At 48.0% G+C, this 22,309-nt stretch carries 20 protein-coding genes; 2 read left to right on the forward strand and 18 right to left on the reverse strand.

Annotated features, from left to right (window positions below):
* Window positions 1-35 precede the first annotated feature (35 nt).
* Entirely contained in the window at window positions 36-1,067 is a 1,032-nt protein-coding gene (locus GF401_18120; GenBank protein ID MBD3346974.1) for a DUF89 family protein, read from the forward strand.
* Here GF401_18120 and GF401_18125 read toward each other — a convergent pair.
* The 3 genes from GF401_18125 to GF401_18135 form a co-directional block, all read right to left on the reverse strand.
* A complete protein-coding gene (locus GF401_18125) occupies window positions 1,051-3,762 on the reverse strand; it encodes a hypothetical protein (GenBank protein ID MBD3346975.1) in 2,712 nt (903 codons plus the stop codon). The genes GF401_18120 and GF401_18125 overlap by 17 nt on opposite strands.
* Window positions 3,763-3,982: 220 nt before the next feature.
* On the reverse strand, window positions 3,983-4,759 hold the full coding sequence (locus GF401_18130) for a TSUP family transporter (GenBank protein ID MBD3346976.1): 777 nt from the start codon (window positions 4,757-4,759) through the stop codon (window positions 3,983-3,985).
* 62 nt (window positions 4,760-4,821) lie between these two features.
* A complete protein-coding gene (locus GF401_18135) occupies window positions 4,822-5,208 on the reverse strand; it encodes a hypothetical protein (GenBank protein MBD3346977.1) in 387 nt (128 codons plus the stop codon).
* 549 nt (window positions 5,209-5,757) lie between these two features.
* Here GF401_18135 and GF401_18140 point away from each other — a divergent pair.
* On the forward strand, window positions 5,758-6,102 hold the full coding sequence (locus GF401_18140) for an HIT domain-containing protein (protein MBD3346978.1): 345 nt from the start codon (window positions 5,758-5,760) through the stop codon (window positions 6,100-6,102).
* Window positions 6,103-6,183: 81 nt separating this feature from the next.
* Here the strand turns inward: GF401_18140 and GF401_18145 are convergent, their stop codons facing one another.
* The 15 genes from GF401_18145 to mraZ all read right to left on the reverse strand — a co-directional run bounded on the left by GF401_18145 (window position 6,184) and on the right by mraZ (window position 21,945).
* The gene (locus GF401_18145; GenBank protein ID MBD3346979.1) at window positions 6,184-6,390 is read right to left on the reverse strand and encodes a hypothetical protein; all 207 of its coding nucleotides are present in this window, start codon (window positions 6,388-6,390) and stop codon (window positions 6,184-6,186) included.
* A gap of 107 nt (window positions 6,391-6,497) precedes the next feature.
* Window positions 6,498-7,874 (reverse strand): cell division protein FtsZ, encoded by a 1,377-nt coding sequence (gene ftsZ / locus GF401_18150; GenBank protein MBD3346980.1) that lies wholly within the window; start codon window positions 7,872-7,874, stop codon window positions 6,498-6,500.
* Between the two features lie 90 nt (window positions 7,875-7,964).
* Complete coding sequence (gene ftsA / locus GF401_18155) at window positions 7,965-9,203, reverse strand: cell division protein FtsA (GenBank protein ID MBD3346981.1); 1,239 nt, start codon at window positions 9,201-9,203, stop codon at window positions 7,965-7,967.
* A gap of 24 nt (window positions 9,204-9,227) precedes the next feature.
* Window positions 9,228-10,061, reverse strand: a complete 834-nt coding sequence (locus tag GF401_18160) for an FtsQ-type POTRA domain-containing protein (protein ID MBD3346982.1) — start codon at window positions 10,059-10,061, stop codon at window positions 9,228-9,230.
* Window positions 10,054-11,430: a UDP-N-acetylmuramate--L-alanine ligase gene (locus GF401_18165; GenBank protein ID MBD3346983.1), complete on the reverse strand. Its 1,377-nt coding sequence runs from the start codon at window positions 11,428-11,430 to the stop codon at window positions 10,054-10,056. The genes GF401_18160 and GF401_18165 overlap by 8 nt, the downstream gene beginning before the upstream one ends.
* The gene (gene murG, locus GF401_18170; protein MBD3346984.1) at window positions 11,411-12,505 is read right to left on the reverse strand and encodes an undecaprenyldiphospho-muramoylpentapeptide beta-N-acetylglucosaminyltransferase; all 1,095 of its coding nucleotides are present in this window, start codon (window positions 12,503-12,505) and stop codon (window positions 11,411-11,413) included. The genes GF401_18165 and murG overlap by 20 nt, the downstream gene beginning before the upstream one ends.
* Complete coding sequence (ftsW, locus tag GF401_18175) at window positions 12,502-13,716, reverse strand: putative lipid II flippase FtsW (GenBank protein ID MBD3346985.1); 1,215 nt, start codon at window positions 13,714-13,716, stop codon at window positions 12,502-12,504. The genes murG and ftsW overlap by 4 nt, the downstream gene beginning before the upstream one ends.
* The gene (murD, locus tag GF401_18180; GenBank protein MBD3346986.1) at window positions 13,716-15,104 is read right to left on the reverse strand and encodes a UDP-N-acetylmuramoyl-L-alanine--D-glutamate ligase; all 1,389 of its coding nucleotides are present in this window, start codon (window positions 15,102-15,104) and stop codon (window positions 13,716-13,718) included. The genes ftsW and murD overlap by 1 nt, the downstream gene beginning before the upstream one ends.
* A gap of 10 nt (window positions 15,105-15,114) precedes the next feature.
* Window positions 15,115-16,494 carry a UDP-N-acetylmuramoyl-tripeptide--D-alanyl-D-alanine ligase gene (murF, locus tag GF401_18185; protein ID MBD3346987.1) on the reverse strand — a complete coding sequence of 460 codons (1,380 nt, stop codon included), beginning with the start codon at window positions 16,492-16,494 and terminating at the stop codon, window positions 15,115-15,117.
* Window positions 16,487-18,004, reverse strand: a complete 1,518-nt coding sequence (locus tag GF401_18190) for a UDP-N-acetylmuramoyl-L-alanyl-D-glutamate--2,6-diaminopimelate ligase (GenBank protein MBD3346988.1) — start codon at window positions 18,002-18,004, stop codon at window positions 16,487-16,489. Before GF401_18190 ends, murF begins: the two co-directional genes overlap by 8 nt.
* Before the next feature lie 21 nt (window positions 18,005-18,025).
* Window positions 18,026-18,226 carry a hypothetical protein gene (locus GF401_18195; protein MBD3346989.1) on the reverse strand — a complete coding sequence of 67 codons (201 nt, stop codon included), beginning with the start codon at window positions 18,224-18,226 and terminating at the stop codon, window positions 18,026-18,028.
* 29 nt (window positions 18,227-18,255) lie between these two features.
* Window positions 18,256-20,157 (reverse strand): hypothetical protein, encoded by a 1,902-nt coding sequence (locus GF401_18200; protein ID MBD3346990.1) that lies wholly within the window; start codon window positions 20,155-20,157, stop codon window positions 18,256-18,258.
* Complete coding sequence (locus GF401_18205) at window positions 20,158-20,556, reverse strand: hypothetical protein (protein MBD3346991.1); 399 nt, start codon at window positions 20,554-20,556, stop codon at window positions 20,158-20,160.
* Window position 20,557: 1 nt separating this feature from the next.
* Window positions 20,558-21,496: a 16S rRNA (cytosine(1402)-N(4))-methyltransferase RsmH gene (gene rsmH, locus GF401_18210; protein ID MBD3346992.1), complete on the reverse strand. Its 939-nt coding sequence runs from the start codon at window positions 21,494-21,496 to the stop codon at window positions 20,558-20,560.
* Complete coding sequence (gene mraZ, locus GF401_18215) at window positions 21,493-21,945, reverse strand: division/cell wall cluster transcriptional repressor MraZ (GenBank protein MBD3346993.1); 453 nt, start codon at window positions 21,943-21,945, stop codon at window positions 21,493-21,495. The genes rsmH and mraZ overlap by 4 nt, the downstream gene beginning before the upstream one ends.
* Between the last annotated feature and the right edge of the window lie 364 nt (window positions 21,946-22,309).

A 22,309-nucleotide genomic window follows, 5' to 3' on the forward strand; every position in this document is an offset into this window, starting at 1 on the left:
TACTGTTCAAAAATATATCTTTTCTCTCATTGCGCATGTTCAATCTTCTATTTTCTTATCTCATGATGGCCCAAATAACCCTCTACAACGTGGGAATTAGGTATTTTTTTTGTTACCCGGAATTATTCACCTTTACTAGGACTCTCCATATGAAATTTTACCTCGATTGCTATCCCTGCCTTCTCCGTATGGCATTGAATACCGCTCAGGTTGCAGGACTCGGGACAATCGGATCAAAAGCAATAATCGATAAAGTAATGCGACTCCTGATTGATAGGGCACCTCACACAACTCCCCCCCATCTGGTTGCGCAGATGTATTCTTTTATTCAGGAAGAACTTCACGAGGGGAGCGAATGTTTTGACCCTTACAGGAAAATAAAGGCTTCGACCAATTCAATTGCACTCAGCCACGAGCAGGCACTCTTTGATATTGTAAACAACTCTCAGGATAAACCGGCTGCGGCAATCAAGGTTGCCGCTGCAGGAAATATTATCGATTTTGGCGCAAAAGATCATGGTTCCGTGGATGTGGACCGTGAAATCGAAAACATTCCGAATCTCGAGTTTTCTATTTTCGACTATGAGTTATTCCTATCGAGACTCAACAATGCCCGACAGATTCTTTACATTGGTGACAATTCGGGTGAAACGGTATTCGACAAAGTACTCCTCGACTACATAGCAAAGAGCTATCCGTCGGTATCTCTTACCTATGCGGTGCGTGAAAGACCGGTTATCAACGACGCGACCCGGGAGGATGCTCTTCTGGCAAAAATCGATTCGATTGCCTGTGTCATATCGAGCGGCAGTATTTATCCGGGAACGGTTCTGGAAGAAGCCAGCAGCGAATTCAAAAAATTATTCTGGAATGCAGATATTATTATCTCCAAAGGACAGGGCAATCTTGAAACCCTGCTGCAGGTTGACAATGAGAAGATATTTTTTATTTTGCGAATAAAATGCAAGTGCGTAGCCCGAGACCTGAACACCGATATCGGGTCTCTCATTCTCTGGAAAAAGCCCCTGCTGAAAAGCAGAGAGAATACTTCTAAGGTGAAAGAATAATTTTTTGCTGCGTAGTAAATTCATGTGAATGCATGGTAACCACATACAGGCCGCTTCCTCCGGCTGTAACCGGAGATGAGCCGGCATTCAGAGGCACAGAATAGTATCCCGCCGCTACAGAACGGTCGAAAAGCTTTGCGACAAGCTTCCCCTTCATGTCAAACAGGCAGATACGAATTGACTGTCCGGAAACCGTGCTGTTTTTTTCAGTTCCCCTTATTGGAGGCACGGCAAAGTGTATCATCGTTTTGCCTGAAGCGAAACCTTCCGAACAAACATTTAATCCAAACGTGGTGGGTAGTTCGTTCCTGATTCTCCGTAATGTTGAAATCAAGCGGTTTTCCGCAACTCGAAGAGAAAAGGTCTGATAAGAAGATCCCTGCTGAGAATCGGTAACCCGGATAGTCACCGGATGAATACCGGTATCCTCAAGGGATGCCGAGTAGGCAATAAGTCCCGACACATCCTGAACGATCATTGATCCAATACCCGAATCGAGATGAAAGGTAAATGAATGGCTATCCAAGTCGACGGCATCGACATTCCATCGAAAGGCATCGCCCACATAAATTATGGTATCTTCAGGCGGAGGATCCGAAGTAATAGTCGGAGGATGATTTATCGAAAGGGTGAATGTATCCTGAACTGCCAGATCAGTTACATCTTCAACCCGGATGATAACTGTTGCATCCTGCGCCTCAAGCGGTATCGGCCATCGAATTGTTTGCTGATCAATAATCTCCATATTCTGAGGGCCCTGTACAATGCTGTAGGTCAGGGTATCCCCTGGATTGAGGTCTTCGGCAAGTAAAGGAAGTTCGAGTGTGTCGCCGGCCATGACCGTAGTATCGGATAATTTGCCGCTGAAAAAAGGAGAGGTTTCATCACTTTCAAAGCCGATAAAGAGCGGAATAGCGCTGTCATATTCACGGGGAATAACATCACCCCTATCGAGTGTTTTTGTGGTATTGTCCCGTTTTTCGGCAACCAATGTTTCCCAGTTGTTAAGAATAGTGCTCTTTGCACCATGCCCGGCAAGACAAAAATCCGATTCGTTATCGATAAACATCGACATGGTTTTCGGATCGCCGGTTGCATAGGAAAAAGAGCCGAGTATTTCGGTTTTGCCGCCATTGAAAGTGTTGCAGAGGGTCCCGTGCCGTTCAGTTTTATAGCCTAAAATCCAGAGAGTACCCCCGTTATTGAATATTTTGGTGCTCGAACTTTCACAATTGAGCTGCCGCGCATAGACTGTTTGATTTTTGAACGTGAGTTCATTGATACAGTAATCATCGAGGAAAAGCGTTCCCACATTACCATCACTCACATACTGCATTCCAAGGACTCCGCGGATTATCAGAGTTCTATTGCTCGAATGTTTGATTTCAATCCCGGCGCCTCCGCAGTCGACACCCTGGACCATTACCGTATCGGGTCCGCTGTTTCCTACAACGAAGGTCCCGCTTCCCGACAAGCGCCCCTCCAGACCGATCAGGCGCTTAACATTGCCGCGAAGATAAACAGTCCCGTCAATACGAAATGTTTTCCCACCGTTGAAATAAACCAGACTCTTCCCCGCATCGATCGCATCCTGAACCGCTCGAGTATCATCGGTGGTACCGTCTCCCTGTGCGCCGTGTTCAAGCGGACTCTCCCATTCAGAAAGCGGCGGCCAGACCATTTCCGGCGACTCTTCTACCGGAAGATTAAGAGAGTATCTCGACGATGGAAACAACGAATAGGGCTCATGGGAAACAAACTCGGTAACGTTTGAGCCCTTTTTAGAACGGGTTGTATCATTAAAGTTTTCGATGGCCTGATTGTATCCTGTTGTTTTAATATTTCTGGCAAACATCATTGAAGTATTACGCATTGCCGGAACTGATGTATCACCACCTGGGTTGATCAACTCGGCATTGATGACGGTTGTAACCGCAGGACTGACATTATAAACCGCCGTAACCCGGTTAGTGCTTTTCAAATTCCGGATATTCATGACCTGATGCTTATTATATATTCCCAGTTTTTTTTGATTTTCGAGCGTTATATTCTCCAGGGTCATACTATTCATGGGATTTTCGGTCAAAATGCCGTAATTGAAACCGACAACGTGCAGATTCCTGATTAGACAGGGGCCAATCTCATTGGTATAGCGCATATCGAGACCGGCAGTTGCATCACTACCCTCGGAAACTATTTTCACATTAAAGATGTGCCCCTGGTTACTTGAGTTATACTGGATCCCGCTGGCCCCGGGATTTCCTTTTCCTACACTAACAGTAAGGTTACGAATAGAGTTCCTGAATCGTTGCGCAGGCGCTTCGCCGGTCCAGATCACCCCGGCAGGATTTCGTATATCCTGAAAATCAGAGCAATTGTCATCAAGCCTGATTATCGTACCCTCGGTGCTCTGCCCCTGAAGAACCGTTCGTTTCTGAGCTCCGCCATATTGAAGAGTTTTTGAAACAAGATAGGTACCATTGGGGAAATAGATAATCCTGTTCCGGTCTGCGTAGGTATCAAGTATTTCCTGAAGTTTCTGAGTTACGTCGTAATTGCCGAATTTATCGACATCATACGGTGACTTGGTCACATCGATAACACCGGAATTGGGAGGGTAAATTATATTTTCTGCAAAAAGTGAAAGATTTATATAAACAATAATACAGGCAAGAATTTTCATTTCGCTGAACATCAAACCTCTCCCCCATGGCAATTCCCACAACTGCCACTCTTGCTAAAGAAATTACATTTTGCTGAATGATATTTACTTTTTTTGAATTTATCATCATATAATATACCAAAATTCGGAATAAAAGTTTTTTTTAATTCAACATATAAAAGGAAATTTGCTTTTTACAGCCTTTAAAGGGCAATCTGGGCACAAAATATGCCCATAAACTGAGGAATGATGTTTATAGAATGCCGAAGATTTTCAGCCACACCTGAATAATGCTTAAGATGATTACGAGGAGAAGAAGATATTTGATAGTTTTCGGGGAGGCTATTTTGCTTATCCTGGCGCCTATTTGTGCCGCCATAATCGATCCCAGAATGACTGGCAGAACAAGAATAAAATCAACCTGAAATGTTATTATCTTTCCCAGGGCGCCAAAGAGCGCGCCGATAAAGACAACTCCCAGACTGGTTCCCACCGTTATTTTTACCGGGACTTTCAGAAGTGTAATCATTATGGGAACAAGAATAAATCCTCCACCTGCACCAACAATACCCGAACAGGTGCCGACAAAAGCGCCCGCACCAAATGAAAGAAAAGGATTGAAATCGACCTGATCGAGGGATGCCCCGTTCTCTTGATCGTTTTTTTTAAATAGCAGAAGGAAAAAAGCGACCACAACCAGTATTCCAAAGAGTATCATTACCGGTCTGTTGGTCATATATTTTGATAAATAAGATCCACCCAGGGCAAATATTCCCATCGGAATGCCGATATAGAGCAGTATTTTTGTATGAATGAACCGGTTTTTTCCATGCACCATGATTCCGGACAATGATGCGGCAAGGACCTGTACCATGGAGAGGCCGGCAATGGTTTTCATGGTCAACTGCCCGGCACCAACTAAGGGTGGAACCGTCAGCATCAGAGGAATCATCACCACCGCGCCACCAAGGCCAAGCAATCCCGATAAAAATCCGCCAATGATGCTGATAAAAAAGAGTGTCGCAATCATTAACCAGTGAATCTATACTTTTTTTGCTTTGATAAGGAGAAGATTAAATAGTGGTTGCGCCGTCAATCTTCAGATTTCCAGGTACAATCGGTTATATCAAAATAATAAAAATACCTGTCTTCAGTATCGAGAATGCGGATTTCCACAATATCAAAAATTTTATTCCCTTCCTTGCTCATGCTCTGGGCCGTAACCTTCCAGTCCTTCCCCTTTTTCCCGTAGATCTCTGCGATAAAATCGTATTCCGCCGCCACGCCTTCCTTCTGATTCCGGGCGCCCTCAATAATGACCGCCTCTTCATACGATTCCCCATTTCCTCCGCCATACACGATTTCGGCCTTCTTCCGGGGCTGATCGCCTTCAATAATCTTGTATGTCTGACGGGAAGCACAGCTTGTGAGCAAAACAAATAAAACTATTCCTGTTGGGGAAGAAAAGATTCTCATCATTTCACTTCCTCCTTCCGGTTTACAGAAATTAAGGATGGGTTAGCGATCCGAATCCGGTATGGTGAGGACACAGACCGATATCGACACTCTCTTTTCAAAATATACTTTGGATGAAGGAGGGGGAAGAAAAAGGAGATCTGAGACAACGATGTGAGAAGGAACAACGGAAAAAATATCACCAATCCATGGGTCGTTACTATCTTGACGAGGAAATAAGATTGTCATCGCGACTGTTCACCAGTACTCAGCATAGTATTGTAATGGACCGGCATGCTGTTGCGATGCTGCCGGATTTTTTGATTTGTAACATCAATTATATTTAATTTTGGTTGTATATATACTCAAAACCATCTCACAAATGCTCCTGCCAACTGATCGGGTTGGACGAGCCCATCTGCTTCGTTGCTCAATCGTTGCATACGCCCGGTATGCGCCGATCTCGCGCCTCACATATGGCCTCGTCGCGCTCCGAGATCCTCGGTCCGCATTTATGAGATGGTTTCTAATTAGTGGATATGCGGTAACCGGAAATAAAACAAGGAGCATACCATGGAAGATTGTATTTTCTGCAAAATAGCGAAAGGCGAGATACCTTCCGAAAAGGTTTACGATGACGAGCATTCGGTGATTTTCAAGGACCTCAATCCCAAAGCGCCGGTCCATCTGCTGGCTATCCCCAAAGAGCATTATGCCGGAGTTCATGAAATTCCTTCCGACAAAATCGATACCATGGGCACATTGTATGCAACGATCGGGAAAGTAGTCAAACAGGAAAATCTCACCGAAAACGGCTACCGGTTAGTGATCAATTCGGGAAAGGATTCCGGACAGCTGGTGCCCCATATTCATGTCCACATTCTGAGCGGACGGAAATTGACCTGGCCCCCAGGATAGAAATAAATTCGAAATTCGATGCTCGGCATCGTAACTTGAAGCAAGAGACGGGATAAGAACGAAGGCTGCGTTGTTATACTATCAGGCGGGTATCTTTTCCTTTTTCTGAATGTCCTTTTTGTTAATAGTTATTATTTTTGTGGTTTTGTCATGAGTGTTAAACCAGAAAAGCATGGTATCCTCATGCTGTGTAAAGCATTCCTCAAGGCTTTTCTTATCTCCGCAGGGAAGAATTGTTTTGTGTTGTTTCAGCGCCATTTTAATCAATTTCTTCTGTAATCTGCTCATTGGCGTTCCTTTGACGGAGGTACTGAAAGTAAGGCCTCCCTCCCCGTGAGAGAGGCCCCGACCGGAATCACATCATCACAAATTGCATATCCGTACAGAACATTATCTCACTGCATCTGTTTCCGTAAGAAAGTGGGTACGTCGATATCATCCTGATAATGGGTAATAACTTCACCTTTATGCACGAATACCTGGGCCTCTTTCTTAATATTCTCTTTGTTAAGATAGGGCGCCGGAATGTCCAATGACGATACATTTTTCTGTTTCTCTTCAGGTTTTTCACTCCGGGGCTCCTGTTTGGATTCGATGTTTTCGGCTTTCATCACAGCGGGGTCTTTTTCTTCATGAAGTGACCCGGCCGGAAAAGCTTCTTCCTTGCTCCTCTCAGGCGTCTTCGCTTCCGGGCTCTTGAATTCAAAAGCCATCTGTTTTACCGATGATTCTTCCTTTTTTGCGGCAGGCTTTGACGAACCTTTGGGAATCGCCGCACCGGTCTTTTTCCTTACCACACCCTGATCATCATTAAACCCGGTTGCAATGACCGTCACTCTGATCTTGCCGTTCATTTCAGGATCGGTAACCGCGCCGAAGATAATATTGGCATCGGCATCCTCACCAACAGCATCATAGATCGTCTGTGTAGCATCACTGACATCATAGAGGGTCATGTCTTCACCACCGGTAATGTTGATAAGAATACCGCGCGCGCCGGTAATCGAAATATCATCAAGCAATGGGCTGTGAATTGCGTTATCCGCAGCAAGGACTGCCCGGTTTTCACCTTCATCGGTGTGTCCGGTACCCATAAGAGCATCGCCCATTCCACGCATGACTGTTTTGACATCTGCAAAGTCAAGATTAACAAGGCCATGCACGGATATGAGATCCGAAATTCCTTTTGTAGCCTGATACAGAACATCATCAGCACTCTTGAAAGCATCGATTAATGATGTCGACCGATCTACGATTGAGAGCAGTTTCTGGTTGGGAATAACGATAATGGTATCGACACTTCTCCGGAGATTATCGATTCCCGCTTTAGCATTCCTATCCCGGATTTTTCCCTCGAAGAGAAAGGGACGGGTGACGATGGCGACTGTGAGGATATCCATCTCTGCAGCCACTTCAGCAATAACCGGTGAACCGCCGGTTCCGGTACCGCCGCCCATACCTGCAGTAATAAAAACCATATCGGCGCCTTCAAGCATACCGGCAATCCGTTCCCGGTCTTCTTCGACGGCAATTCGGCCGATCTCGGGATTCGCTCCTGCGCCAAGACCTTTGGTAATGCGCTCACCGACCTGAACCCGGTGGGTTGCCTGGTTATTGTCAAGGGCCATCGCATCGGTATTGATTGCAATAAACTCGACCCCGCTCAAACCGTCGCTGATCATTCTGTTGACTGCGTTTCCGCCCGCGCCGCCAACGCCAACAACTTTCATCTTTGCGGTGGCGTTGAATTCATCATCCATGGTAAATACCATAGGGCCTCCTTTTTTGTTTGTTAATATTTCGTTTCATTATCAATTCCAGTTTTACTAAACAAATCTGGCGTTTTTATTCAGGTTTTCGGTTCAAAAAAATTCGCTCACCCAAGATTTCATCTTATCAAATATCTTTCTGAAGGTATCATCTCCTTTCCCTCCCTTTCCGGTCCTCTTCTTTGCTCTGCCCTGTTCTACGGCATACATACAGAGACCGACACCGGTAGCGTGAACCGGTGATTTTGCCGCTTCTGTCAAACCGCCGAAATTGGAGGGTATACCGATTTTCACCGGCATCTCAAATACCTTTTCGGCGAGTTCCTGAATACCATCCATTTGCGCGCCGCCTCCGGTAAGCACAACTCCCGCACCGAGCATATCGGCATATTCGGTACGCTTGATTTCCCGAAGCGCGAGTGAAAGGATCTCCTCCAACCGAGGTTCTATTATCGATGTCAGGATCGCCTTGGAGACTTCACGTTGCTCCCGTCCCCCAACCCCGGGAACACTGACAAATTCATCGGTTTTGATCAAAGGAGAATAGGAACAGCCGTATTTCTTTTTTATTTCTTCTGCCTTGTCAACAGGTGTTCGTATCCCGATGGCGATATCGCTGGTTACATTCTTTCCACCCAGCCCAACGACAGCGGTATGTCGAATGCTCTCATCCGAATAGATGGCGACATCGGTCGTTCCACCTCCCATATCCAGGAGGGCAACTCCCAGCTCCTTTTCGTCTTTCTCCAGTACAGCATAACTCGATGCCAGAGGTTGCAGGACAAGATCTTCGACTTTAAACCCGGCTTTATCGACACTACGGTAGATATTCTGTGCGCTGGTAACCGCACCGGTACAGATATGAACCTGCGTTTCGAGCCGTACACCACACATACCGATCGGCTCTCTGATCCCCTTCTGATCGTCAACAATAAATTCCTGAGGAATGACATGAAGTATCTCCCGATCCATGGGTATTGAAACCGCCTGGGCCGCCTCGATTGCCCTCACAACATCGAGTTCGGTAATCTCATGATCTTCCCGTGAGATTGCCACCACTCCCTTACTGTTGATCGATCTGATATGATCACCGGCAATACCGACCCACACTGAGTCGACATCCACCCCGGCCATTAATTCGGCCTCTTCAACAGCCTTTTGTATCGAACGGACCGTTTTATCAATGTTGACAACAACGCCCTTGCGCAATCCATCGGAAGGCGACACTCCTACGCCTACGATCTTCAGCATATCGGCACTGTCAAGCTCCGCTATTATACAGGCAATTTTTGTTGTTCCGATATCTAATCCAACATACAAATTTTCATCCATAACCAGCCTCCCATAGGATTAACGTCAATTCACATACGCAAAATTATTGCGACAAAGATTGATGTGTTTCGGCATGCCTGTCGACTCATTCTTGAGAACATTCAGAAGCCTGCATAATTGCTCTATCTTCTTTGTCACTCCTTTTCTCTCTATTGTAATCACAGTATTATCGGGCGCCAGAGTAAATAGGATCTCCGAGGGGCCGGAAAAATCAACCTGACTTACTCTGCCGAGTAATGCCGGGTCCCGCCGTTCTACCTTTTTGAAAAAGCCTGTAATTGCCTCAACCGATTGTTTGCTCAGGCGCTTTCCTTTTGTCGAATCGGCGATCGTATCTCTGAGCCCGGTAATCAGCGGCACTTCGGAAAATGTTCCCGGCAAAAGCGACAACAAATTACCGTCTCTGTCCATATAGTAGACTTTTCCAAGCCCGACAAGAGCAACAGGTTTTCGCTCGACAATTGCGATTTTCACTTTGCAGGGCAATCGCCGGTATACATGCGCTTTTTTAATCCATTCAAGCTCTTCCAGCTTTTTGCGGATTTTCTTCGGTTTGACATCAAGCATATGCATACCTTCCCCGAGTCCCGAAAGCGCAACGACCATTTCTTTATCGACGATTCTGGTTTCACCAACCTCAATTTCACGCAAAGTAAATGCTTCGATTTTTCTTACCCGCTCGGCGATTCCGGAACCATACCGAATCCAACCGAAGCCAAGGGCCCCTGCAACGCCTATGCCGGCAAAGACAAACCAGATCCATGAGGGTATCGACAGTTTGCGTCCCTTCCGCGGGCCACGACGATTTTCGCTCATCTTTTTTTTCTGATTTGCACCGACTCTCTTCTTCTTAGGCATGGCTCAACTCCTTGATTATATCCGGAGCAAGGGCATTGATATTCCCTGCGCCCATGAGAATGACAACATCGCCATCCCGGGCTTTTTTTATAACCTCCTGCACAGCAGCTTCCTTTACCGGAACAAAGACGACATCGGAATGACCACGGGAGCACAACGTTTCGACGATCTTTTCAGCACTCACGCCGGCAATCGGCTCTTCACGGGCCTTGTAAATTTCGGTCACGATAACAACAGAGCATTCCAGCAATGCATCGGCAAATTCACCCATGAAATCCCGTGTTCTGGTATAGAGATGAGGTTGAAAAACGGCAATAATGTTGTTGAACCCCTTTTCTTTTGCCGCCTCGATAGTGGCCCTCACTTCTCGGGGATGATGAGCGTAGTCGTCAATAACCGTTACGCCCCGCTCTTTGCCGACCGTCTCAAACCGACGTTTGACACCGGTAAAATCACCCAGACTCTTTTGGGCATCGGAAAAAGAGATATCCATTTCCATTGCCACGGCGAGGGCAGCCAGAGCATTGTATACATTGTGTTCGCCGGGAACACTGAGCTGCAGAGTGCCTAAATGTTCCCCACGACATTCGATTGCATGGATTTTTTCGTGCCCTTCAGTCTTCTTTATTGCCCGATAATCGGCACCCTCCTCGAACCCATAGGTAATGACCGTCCGGTCGAGACGGGAAAGAATGTCTTTTACATTGGGATCATCGACACAAGCGATTACCGCGCCATAAAAAGGAACTTTTCCGGCAAACAGAGTAAAAGCATCTTTAATTTCCTCGAGGCCGGCATAACACTCAAGATGCTCGGCTTCGATATTGGTAATTACCGCCATAGCGGGTATCATGTCAAGAAACGAACAGTCGTATTCATCCGCCTCTGCAACCAGCAGAGGTCCTGCACCGGTACGGGCATTGGAATCTCCCTGAAGAGGAAATCCACCGATAATCAGCGTTGGATCACGCTGTACATCCACCAATATTTTTCCTATCATCGATGATGTCGTTGTTTTCCCATGAGTGCCTGCAACACAGATACTGAAACGGCACTGCATCAGTTCTCCTGCGATACGCGAGCGTTTATGCGCCGGTATCCCCGTCTTTAAAGCGTATTCACGTTCGGGGTTATGTTCTTTTACCGCACTCGAATAGACCAGCATATCGGCGTCTTTCATTAACGAAGGAGTATGATCATACTGGACCCGGATACCCAATGATTCGAGCCGGCGGGTCACCGATGATTTCAGGTGATCGCTGCCGGTGACATCAAAGCCATGGGCGTGAAGTATCTCGGCGAGCGCACTCATACCGACGCCGCCGATACCGGAAAAGTGAATTCTTCGTTTATACCTCAGCACGCTCATTCCCCATCTGTGAAAGTACTTCCTTTGCGATTACCTTCGATGCATTTGTCAAACCATTATCCAATGCAGCCCTGCTCATCGTCTCAAAAACCGATTGATTGGTAAGAATTTGCATCACGGCTTCATCCACCTTTACGCCGGTATCGTCATCCTGCGCAACTCTGATTCCCCATCCCTGGGCTTCCACCAGTCCGGCATTCATCCACTGATGGTTCTCGGCCGACCACGGCAGAGGGATCATTACGCAGGGAAGCCCGAAAAAGGCCACCTCGGCAAGTGTCGATGCTCCGGATCGTCCGACCACAACTTTTGACATCGCATAATAGGGATAAAGATCTTCGATACTTTCAAATAGAAAGGCCTTTTTATGATTTCCAAGGGCCTCACAGATCTCTTTGTATCCTGCGGTTCCGGTCTGCCACACCACCTGGATATCGTTTTCGAGCCAGTGCCTGACCGCATCAATAAGAGTGAGATTCATTGACCGAGCCCCCTGACTTCCACCGCAAATGAGAACGCCTTTTTTTATTCTGTCGAGACCTTCGGGATAGGGATAATCAAAGTAATCACCCTCAATATCCCGGACCGGGGTTCCAACAACCCGTAGTTCTCCGGCAAGTTTCCAGTTACCGACCAGAGGAAAGCCGAGAAAGGTAACCTTGGCAAATCGTGCAAAAATCCGATTGACAAAGCCAGGAATTGTATTCTGCTCGTGAAGAAAAAAGGGAATCCTTTTCAGGATGGCGGCGCCAAGCACCGGTGCGGACACATACCCGCCAAAAGCGATAACGGCGTCGGGTTCATGCGTGCTCAGTATCCGTTTTGCCTTGAAAACTTCACGGCCAAACTGTATCAAAGCACCGACAATCCTGAAACTTATCCGTCGATGCGAACTTGACACCGACAAAAACTCGACAGGAATGTCATTGGCATCACAAAGCTCTTTTTCCCTGTTCCGTTTTGTACCGAACCATACCAGCGAAACCGAGGGGGACTGTTTTCTCAGGGCCAGGGCTATGGAGAGTGCGGGAAAGATATGTCCTCCGGTACCTCCTGCGGCAATCGCGATTTTCATCGATTCCCCCTTCGTCGTTGGTTAACTCGTCGTGATTTCCACCGGCCGTTCGCCTTTCGTGATTCACTGGTCCGGAGAGCGAATTTCTCGTTCGTGCGATCTTTCCTTGCTTCCCGGGCAATGCATTGGCTCGATATGTTAAGAAGAATCCCCATACAGCACATCATGAATATCAGGTTCACCCCTCCATAACTGAGGAATGGAAGCGGCACTCCGGTGGTGGGAACCAGTCCCGTATTGACACTGACATGCAGAACCACATAGACCGCCAGGGTCAGCGTAAAACCAAATGCGATCAGCTGGCCCGTAAGGTCCGGGGCCCGAAACGCAATTCTGAATCCCCGAAAAATCATGAACAGAAACAACGCAAGGACAATAACCAGTCCGATAAACCCGATCTCTTCGCCGAGAATTGCAAAGGCGAAATCGGTATGTGGTTCGGGAAGGTAGAAATATTTTTGGTTGCCCTGTCCCAGTCCCCGTCCGAAAAGACCACCGTTTCCCAGCCCGACCAGCGATTGAAATGCCTGGTAGCCGATATCCTTTGAATGATCGGTCATGTTTATGAAACCGAGCCATCGTTTCAAACGATAAGGACTGCTGATCGAAAGCACCGCAATGCAGGGGATCGAGAGGGCACTGATCGCAAAAAGATGGGAAAACCGTGCCCCGGCGATAAAGAGGATTGCCAGTGCCACAACCGCAACCGCCAGTCCGGTACTGAAATCCGGTTCGATAACGATTAGCCCACAGATAATGCCAATCTTGACAAGTAGAACAACCACATTTTTCCATTCCTTCAGTGCATCACCCATCTTTCCGATCTGATGTGCGAGCATGAGGATAAGCACTGTCCGGGCGAATTCGGAGACCTGGAACCGGATAAAACCGATTGAAATCCACCGCCGGGCGCCTTTGATAGCCTGTCCCTGCGGCAGCACAAGCACCATAATCAACAGTGCCACGGCAATAATGAATGCGATATTACTGTTTTTTGTCCAGAAATGATAATCGATGTTGATAAAGATCATGAACCCTGCAATCGCCACCAGTGCACGTACCGCCTGACGGGCCAGGAAAAAATAGCCGTCACCATACTTTGCCGCTGCAAGGGCGAACGAAGAACTGTAGACCAGAACGATCCCGCAGGCCAGCATTAAAAGGGAAGCGATAAAAATTCCCAGATCCATTTTTGTTATCCGCTCATTCATCAGGCGTCACGCTCTTTCTCTTCAATGGCAAAAACGATTTCTTTGAAGACATTGCCTCGATGTTCGTAATTTTTGAACATATCGAAACTCGAACATCCGGGTGAAAGGACAACGACGTCTCCTTCCCGGGCAGTCCTCTGGGCGACACATACTGCATCCTGTAACGTGTCGCATTTGCGAATATCGGCGGCCTTGCGCCATGCCTGTTTAATCCGCCCAGCAGCTTCACCGATACAAAGGACATTTTTTACCTTATTGTTAATGGTCTCTTTTATCGAATCGAAATCACATCCCTTATCTTTTCCGCCCACGATCAGATGCACCGGGACATCAAACGACGACACAGCACTCTGCACCGATTCGGCGGTTGTTGCTTTGGAATCATTGTAGTATTTAACCCCTTTAAATTCGGCGACAAATTCCAACCTGTGGGGAAGTCCGGTGAAACCCGTAATCCCTTCTTCTATCGCACCCGGACCGATTCCTGCACAGAATGCCATTACTGCTGCGGCACATGCATTCAGTTTATTGTGTGCACCGGTCAATTTCATCCTGCTCAGATCGAGAGTTCCTTCTCCCGCCTCTTTCAGCCGGTAATGAATCGTGTTTTCATGAAACCAGATCCGCTCCCCGGCTCCATCCCGGTCACTGAAAAACAGGCACCGGGTCTGTTTCGACAACTCTTCACCCCACGCTTTGAGTGCCGGATCATTCTCATTGAGCACGACAAAATCATCGTGAGTACAATTTTTCGCGATCTCCTTTTTTGCAGCAAAATATTCATCAATATCGGCATACCGGTCCAGATGATTTGCCAGGATATTGAGCACGCATGCTCCACGGGGCCTGAATTGATCGATATTTTCGAGTTGAAAGCTGCTTACCTCGATAATGGCAAAATCAGCAGGGCCCAGAGGGGGTACGGCGTTTGTTGCCGGAAGTCCTATGTTGCCGATCACCGGCGCTGTAACACCTGCGCATTCGAAAATCTTTCCCATCAGACTCACGGTGGTGCTCTTTCCGGTGGCCCCGGTTACGGCAAGCACCGGCGCGCGGCAAATGCGCCAGGCAAGTTCGATCTCGGCCCATACCGGTATACCTTTGCTTTTAGCCTGATCGATAATCGGCATGTCGGTGGGAACTCCCGGCGAAATAACAATCGTATCGTATTCCAGCACTTTCTCACTGTGGCCCTCAGCCTCATGAGGGACGGTCGCCAGCTCATTGACCGCAAGTTTGAAATCGAGCCGGTCCTGAGAACAGGAATCACTGATAAACACTTTCACGCCATGCTCCACCAGATACCTGGCCGCGGCCATACCGCTCTTCCCGGCTCCGATAACCGCGACGCTTTGGGGAAGTTGATTTGTTTTGTTTTGCCTGTTCATTAGTAATTACTTACAAGTTTTCAAATACTGTTTCCAGATGGACTCTCCGGCTTCCTTTAACTAAAACCGCGTTTCCCGGTTTGATAATTTTCCGGGCCCGATCAAGGGCCTCTTCCGCCGACCGGGCGGTCGCAATATTTTTCGCTTTCATGCCCGCCTTTACAGCGCCTTCGGCAATAGAATCGGCATACTCTCCAACGGCGAGCGCCCGTTTGACCCCACTGTCGTACACCAGCTTTCCCAATTGTTTATGCAATCGGTTCGATGCACTTCCCAGCTCGAGCATATCGCCGACGATTGCGACTTTCTCGCTCTTTGCAGCAATATCGTCGAGAAGCTGCAATCCGGCTTTCATTGATGACGGATTTGCGTTATAGCAATCGAGCACAAAGGTGGCGTTTTTTTTCTTTCTGATTACCCCCCGCAAAGAAACCGGACTAATCTCCTGCAGTGCATCCACAACATCCGTACGGTCGATACCCAGCCGCCTGGCTAAAATGATCGCCGGCAACGCACTGTAGACAAAATGACGGCCCGGCATGGGGAGGGTAAAACGGTGTCCTTCCACCTCAAAGCGGGCCCGGTTTGCCGAAAGCAGTTCATATGACGTTGCCCGGACCGTGCAGCGGGATGAAAATCCGTAGGAGGTCGTTTGGATACCCAGCTCCTGGGCCCGTTTGAAAAGCCGGTGATCATCACCGTTAATCATCAAAAAACCGTTCCTTTTATTCAGGCCGTCCACAATTTCAAACTTGGCGGTGGTTGTATTTTCAAGGCTCTTGAACAAACCGACATGGGCATAACCGATATTGGTAATAAGTGCGATATCCGGTTTGACAATCATCGAAAGGGTATGAATCTCCCGGACATGATTGGCGCCCATTTCGATAACGCCCAGCCATTCTTTTCCTGTAAAACTCAGGATACTGAGAGGAACGCCGATATGGTTATTGAAATTACCGGCCGTTGTACCCACCGGGTATCCTCGCTCGAGCACATGAGCGATAGCATTGCGGGTTGTGGTTTTTCCGTTTGATCCGGTCAGACCGATCATGAGAATCCCCAGTTCCTTCCTGTACGCCTGCGCCATACGCTGGAGCGCTTTGAGAGGATCGGGCACGGCGATAAGTTTTTTCTGGATCCGGGCAGGAAAGCTCTTTTTGTTTTTTGCTGCTACAACAGCAGCGGTTGCGCCGGCGGCAAAGGCGGATTCGACATACCGATGGCCGTCATCGTTCCTGGTTTTCAGAGCAATAAACAGATCACCGGAACCGACTTTCCGTGAATCGGTATGGATACCGCGCACGGGCCGTTTAGCAACGGCTGGCGAAAGGCCGGGTCTGCTTTTTCCCCAGACAGCGAGCTTTCCTATTGTTAACCTTTCAGGCATGAGCACGAGTTTCCTGTCTTCCTTCGAATATTTCTCCAATTACCACTTTGTCGTCAAAAGGGTGACGAACACCGTAGATCTCCTGATAATTTTCATGCCCCTTTCCGGCAACCACAATACAATCTCCCGGCCGAGCGAGTTCGATTGCACAGGCGATCCCCTCTTTTCGGTCGGGTATTACCCAGTGTGGAAAATCCAGTGGTACACCGTCGAGAATATCATCGATAATATCCATCGGATTTTCGATGCGGGGATTGTCTGAAGTAATCACCGCTTCATCGGCGCCCGCAACAACCGCCTCAGCCATGAGCGGTCGTTTGGTTTTGTCACGGTCTCCCCCGCAGCCGAACACGCAGATAACCCGTCCCTTAGTCAGCTCCCTCGTGGTACTCAATACGTTTTCGAGGGCATCGGGCGTATGGGCATAATCGACTACGACCTGAAAATCGGCATCTACGGGAACCTGCTGCATCCGACCGGGAACCGGGGTCAGCTTATCGAGCGCTTTCTGGACCCGGCGGGGAGAAACCGACATTGCAATGGCCCCGGCGGCGAGTGCGGCCATATTGTAAACATTGAAAAAACCAACCAGACAGGAGCGAAAATGGATAATTTCACCTTTGGTGATTATATCAATCTCCGAACCCGACCAGTCGCATTTCCAATTGACAATCCTCACTGTGGCATCATGCGAGGTGCCAAAGGTAATCTGTTTTACTCCCTCCAGCTCCCGGGACAACATACGACCATATTCATCATCGATATTAATAATCGCCTTTCCCTTTGATTTGAGATAGGTGGTAAACAGCTTTTTCTTGGCTTCGTAATACTCGGTCATGTTGTGATGAAAATCCAGGTGGTCCTGTGTGAGATTAGTCCAGACGCCGATATCATAGGAGAATCCTGCAACCCGGTTGAGGTGAAGTGCATGGGAAGAGACCTCCATCACTAACGCTGCCGGTTTTTCATCGGCCTTCCCGATCAATCGGAAGATGTCCGATGATTCCGGTGTTGTCCGGTGAGCATCCTGACCGGCTTTACCCATGCTGTATCCGACCGTACTGAACATCCATACATCCTTGTTCCGATTGAGTTCTTCGAGAAGTTTCCGGTAGAGATAGGCTACCGTTGTTTTGCCGTTTGTACCGGTGACACCGACGAGCATGGTATTATAGAGTTTCATATTCCACAGTTTCCGGGCCAGCTCCCCCAGGACGATTCGTGAATTTTCCACCTGAATCCAGGGAACCGTGCATGCGAGCTGAGGATTCTGAGAGATCACGGCGACTGCACCCTGTTCCATCGCCTGCGCTATGAATTGATCACCATGCACAACCATGCCTGGTATTGACACATAGACGCAGCCCGGCGTTACCTTACGCGAATCATAGACGATATCCGCAATGATCGGATCGGCTTTCCCGCCGCGGGCCTGCACTTTCAGTGACGATATCAGGTTATTCCATTTCACCGGGTATTCCTCCTCTGGTTCATGATACCCTGCATGTATTGTTAGTGTTTCATCAACACCTTATTGTGCTTTGATCTTTTTTGACACAGGAGATTTTTGTGATGTCGATTCCCAGTCTTTGCGAAATCTCGCTGCATTTTTTTCTATCCAGCCCAATGCTTTGGCCGTGCATCTGCAAGGATCGTGCCTCGCATCATCATCCATCGATGCTAAAATGGTATCAACTTCGGCCCTTAAAAAATTTTTAAATCCATCAGTCATTTAACACACTCCATATTTTTAAATTCTCTTCACCCTTCATAGGAACAGTAGAGAGTACATATTTCTGCTTTGTATACTGTTGCGCCCACCGAGGGCTTCTGTTCGGTGACCGCACCACTCCCGTAGATATAAGGTACCAGTCCCCGCCGGTTGATTTCATTGATCGCATCACGGGCATTTTTACCCATGCAGTCGGGTACCCGTACCATTGACGGTGTTGCGGCATCATCGCTTTTAATCGAACCGTTTTTATTGTCTTCGAAAATGATCAATGCATCGCTGATTTTCCCCGAATTGTCGAGGGAAGGCACGGGATATACTGCTGCAGTTACCGGGGTAGTACTGTGCGGTGCGGCGTTTTTCTTCTTTTTTTTCGATTTGGGCAGCATTTTTTCGGCATAATCGAGTTGTGGATGACTGATAATCTGGCTGATAATTTTCCGGAACACCGGAGCGGCAGCCAGGCCACCGCTTTCTCCCTCAGCGGGTTCATCGATAAGCACTGCACAGAGGATTTCCGGACGGTCTACCGGTGCAAATCCGATAAACGACGACCAATATTCCGATGATGAGTAGGCGCCGGTCTCCTTGTCGAGTTTCTGGCTGGTGCCGGTTTTGCCGCCAATGGCCAGATTATCGATTTCTGCACGTGATCCGGTCCCCTTCTCGACCACATCCTGAAGGATAGTCCTGAGATTCGCTGCTGTTTTCTCGGAAATGACCCGCCGTACCGGATGATAATTGCTTTTCCAGACAACGGCGTTATCGGGAGAAACAATTTTATCGACAATAGCCGGAGCAAAAAGGACCCCACCATTGGCAACACAGGAGAACGCAACCGCCATCTGCAGCAGGGTCACCGAGATCTCCTGCCCGATAGCCATGGTCACCCGCGTCCTTCCCGACCATTTCTCCACCGGATGAACAATCCCTTTTTCTTCACCGGAAAGCTGCACGCCGGTATGGGAACCGAACCCGAAATCCTTTGCATACTTATACAACCCTTCATTACCCACATCATTGGCAATCCGGGCAAAACAGACATTACTCGAAAAACTGAGTGCTTCGGTAAAACTCAGCATGCCGAAAGCCCGGTGGTCCCGTATTGCCTGATCATATACTTTATAAACCCCATTACCACCATCCACACTATCATTGACATTTTTCACCTTTTCCTGGAGCGCGGCTGCGGCGGTTATTACTTTAAATGTCGAACCGGGCTCATAGTTATACTCAATGCACCTGTTTTTCCGCTGCGATGAACTGAAACTCAGGGGAATATTGGGATTGAATGTCGGTTCATTGGCCATGGCCAGGATTTTTCCGGTATGGGGTTCCATGACAACACACATTCCTCCACGGGCATTGAGTTCTGCAACCCGCTGCTTGAGTGCATGTTCGGCGATTCCCTGGATATCGGCATCGATTGTCAGAATAACATCACAACCATCAACCGGTGGTTTCTGCGGAAGTCCGATTCTTTTATACCGGTTGTTCCGTCCGTCTCTCCGAAGAATGGCCCATCCATTTTCACCTTTGAGATATTTTTCAAAGGCGAATTCGATGCCGCTCAATCCGTAACCGTCCCTGCCGATATAGCCGATTACCGGTCCGGCGAGTTCACCGAAGGGGTAGACCCGTTTCACTGTGTGATATTTCTGCTTTTCCCCGCTTTCTTCGAGATTCACAAACACACCGAGAGGTGCGCGGAATTTGCTTTCCATGCTTTTTGCCAAAACCCGACCGTTGCAATCACGTACCGCCCCCCGGTTTGCCGCAATGACCATCCGCTGCTGCGCCTGATCTTTGCTTCGTTCGGCAAAATCTCGTCCCTTTATAATTTGTATATAAAAAAGACGGGCAACCAGCACGCCGAATAGCGAAACGATCACCAGTGAAACAACGATCAATCGTCCGAGACGAATTCTCATTTATCCTTTATCCTGTGACAAAGATTTTCTGATCAACGCAAAAAATTCCCATCCTCCCATAAAACTCTTTTTAGGAGGGGTCCCTTCGGGCTCGATAATGGTAATCCTGTTTGATGGCGGATAGTGAAGGTCGAGATGGTTGACCGCGATCTTCTCGATCCGCTCGGACTGAACCAGATTTTCGCAGGTGAGCCGGAGACGTTCGGTTTCCTGTTTGAGGACAACCAGGCTGTCGGCATAGACCTTTGATTTCATGGAAGCTTCGGTGATATACACCTGTTTCCATACAATAAAGAGGGGCAACAGCACGCTTGCAGCGACAAGGGTGATTGCGGCCAGGACATGCCTGAATCTGATGACTACTTCCTTTTTCTGTGTGTTTTGCTGTTTTTTCTTCATATCAATTTCCTGTTCTTGTTGCAGCTCTGAGTCGGGCCGGACGCGCACTGGGATTTGCAGCGATCTCCTGCTCGGAAGCTTTGATTGCCTTTCGATTTACTCGTTTAAATTTCGGCGTATTGCCGCAGGTACACATAATTGCACCCGGCGGACAGGTGCAGGACTTTTCCATATCACGCATAAAATTCTTAACAATCCTGTCCTCAAGAGAATGGTAGGCCATCACCACAAGCCGTCCATCCTTATTGAGGTATTTGACCGATTTCCCCAAACAGGTTTTCAGTTCCCTGAGTTCATCATTGACCGCAATTCTGAGTGCCTGATAGAGCTTGGCGAGCATTTTGATTTTCAGGCGCGGGCCATATTCACGATGGAGGCATTCTTTCAGGTCATCGGTGGTATGCAATGTATTTTTATTGGTATAATGAGCAATTGTACGGGCCATGCGCTGCGGATTCTGAATTTCTCCGTACTCACCGAAAATACGGGTCAGTTCGGCGGAATCGGAATTGTTGAGGATATCCGCTGCAGTAAGGGGATTAGTGGGATCCATGCGCATGTCGAGAGGGGCGTTTTTCATATAGCTGAACCCCCGCTGCTCCTCGGTAATATGATGTTGCGAGAGTCCGAGATCCAGCAGCATGCCGTCGAGAAAGGAGATGTGATGCTTGTGAAGGACCCGGTCGAATTGGGAAAACCGTTCCTGTTCGATGATGACTGTGGGTGCGTAATCGTGAAACCGTTCCCGGTTCCATGCCACGGCGTCGGGATCACGGTCGATCCCCACTGCAACGCCGGTGCTGTCGAGCCCGTTAAGCAGTGAAAGAAAATGCCCTCCCCCGCCGAGGGTGCAATCGAGATAAATACCGTTGGGTTTGATTGCAAGTGCATCAGTGGTTTCTTTCAGAAGAACAGGGATATGGTAGCGTTGAGTGTTCATCGCGCCACCAATCCGGCTTCGACCGATTTGAAATACGTTTCATCGTAGTCCTGCATATTCAAGAAGTAGGATTCGTAGGCTTCTTTGGCCCACATTTCGATATATCCCATATGGCCGACAAGGATAATTTCTTTGGCGATGCCGGCGAGTTTTATCTGATTGGGAGCAATAAGGATTCTCCCCTGCTTATCGAGAGTGGAATCGGCCGCTGTATCATAGAGAAATCGCTTGAATCGGAGGGTATCGTGGGTTTCTGGCCTGGAGGCGAGTTCATCCTCGTATTTCTCCCAGGCATCAAGTGGGTATGCACGGAGGCATTTGTTTGGAGTGAGGCATATTACAAACGTCTCCTGGGCTTCGGGATTAAGCACGCGGCGAAACTTGGCGGGCATGCTCACCCTTCCTTTGGCGTCGATGGAATACTCGAATTTTCCTCTGAATCTCGACATGATCAATTCCGGCCTAGAATTTCCCACTTTAACCCACTTCTTGCTACTATTAACCACTATAATACAAAAAAGGCCCTGTTCAAGTCAAATACTTTTTTCATTTTAACCCCGCCACCTGCCGAGAAGGGGATATGGGGCATTAAAAGCAGCCCAAATACACCACATACTGTGTTTTCCTTTGTAAATTAGCACAAGATTTTGCGTTTACAGAAATCTTCCTGTCAATTTTTCATACCCGGATATGTGACATTCACCATGAAATTCCCAACGTTCATAGAAGGTAAGCTTTTGATTTTAAAATGATATAGAATGGTTATAATGCATTGCGTGAAGGTGATGGAGGTAAGGGAAATTAAGGGCAAAG

The sequence above is a fragment of the Chitinivibrionales bacterium genome, from assembly GCA_014728215.1.
Classification (GTDB): domain Bacteria; phylum Fibrobacterota; class Chitinivibrionia; order Chitinivibrionales; family WJKA01; genus WJKA01.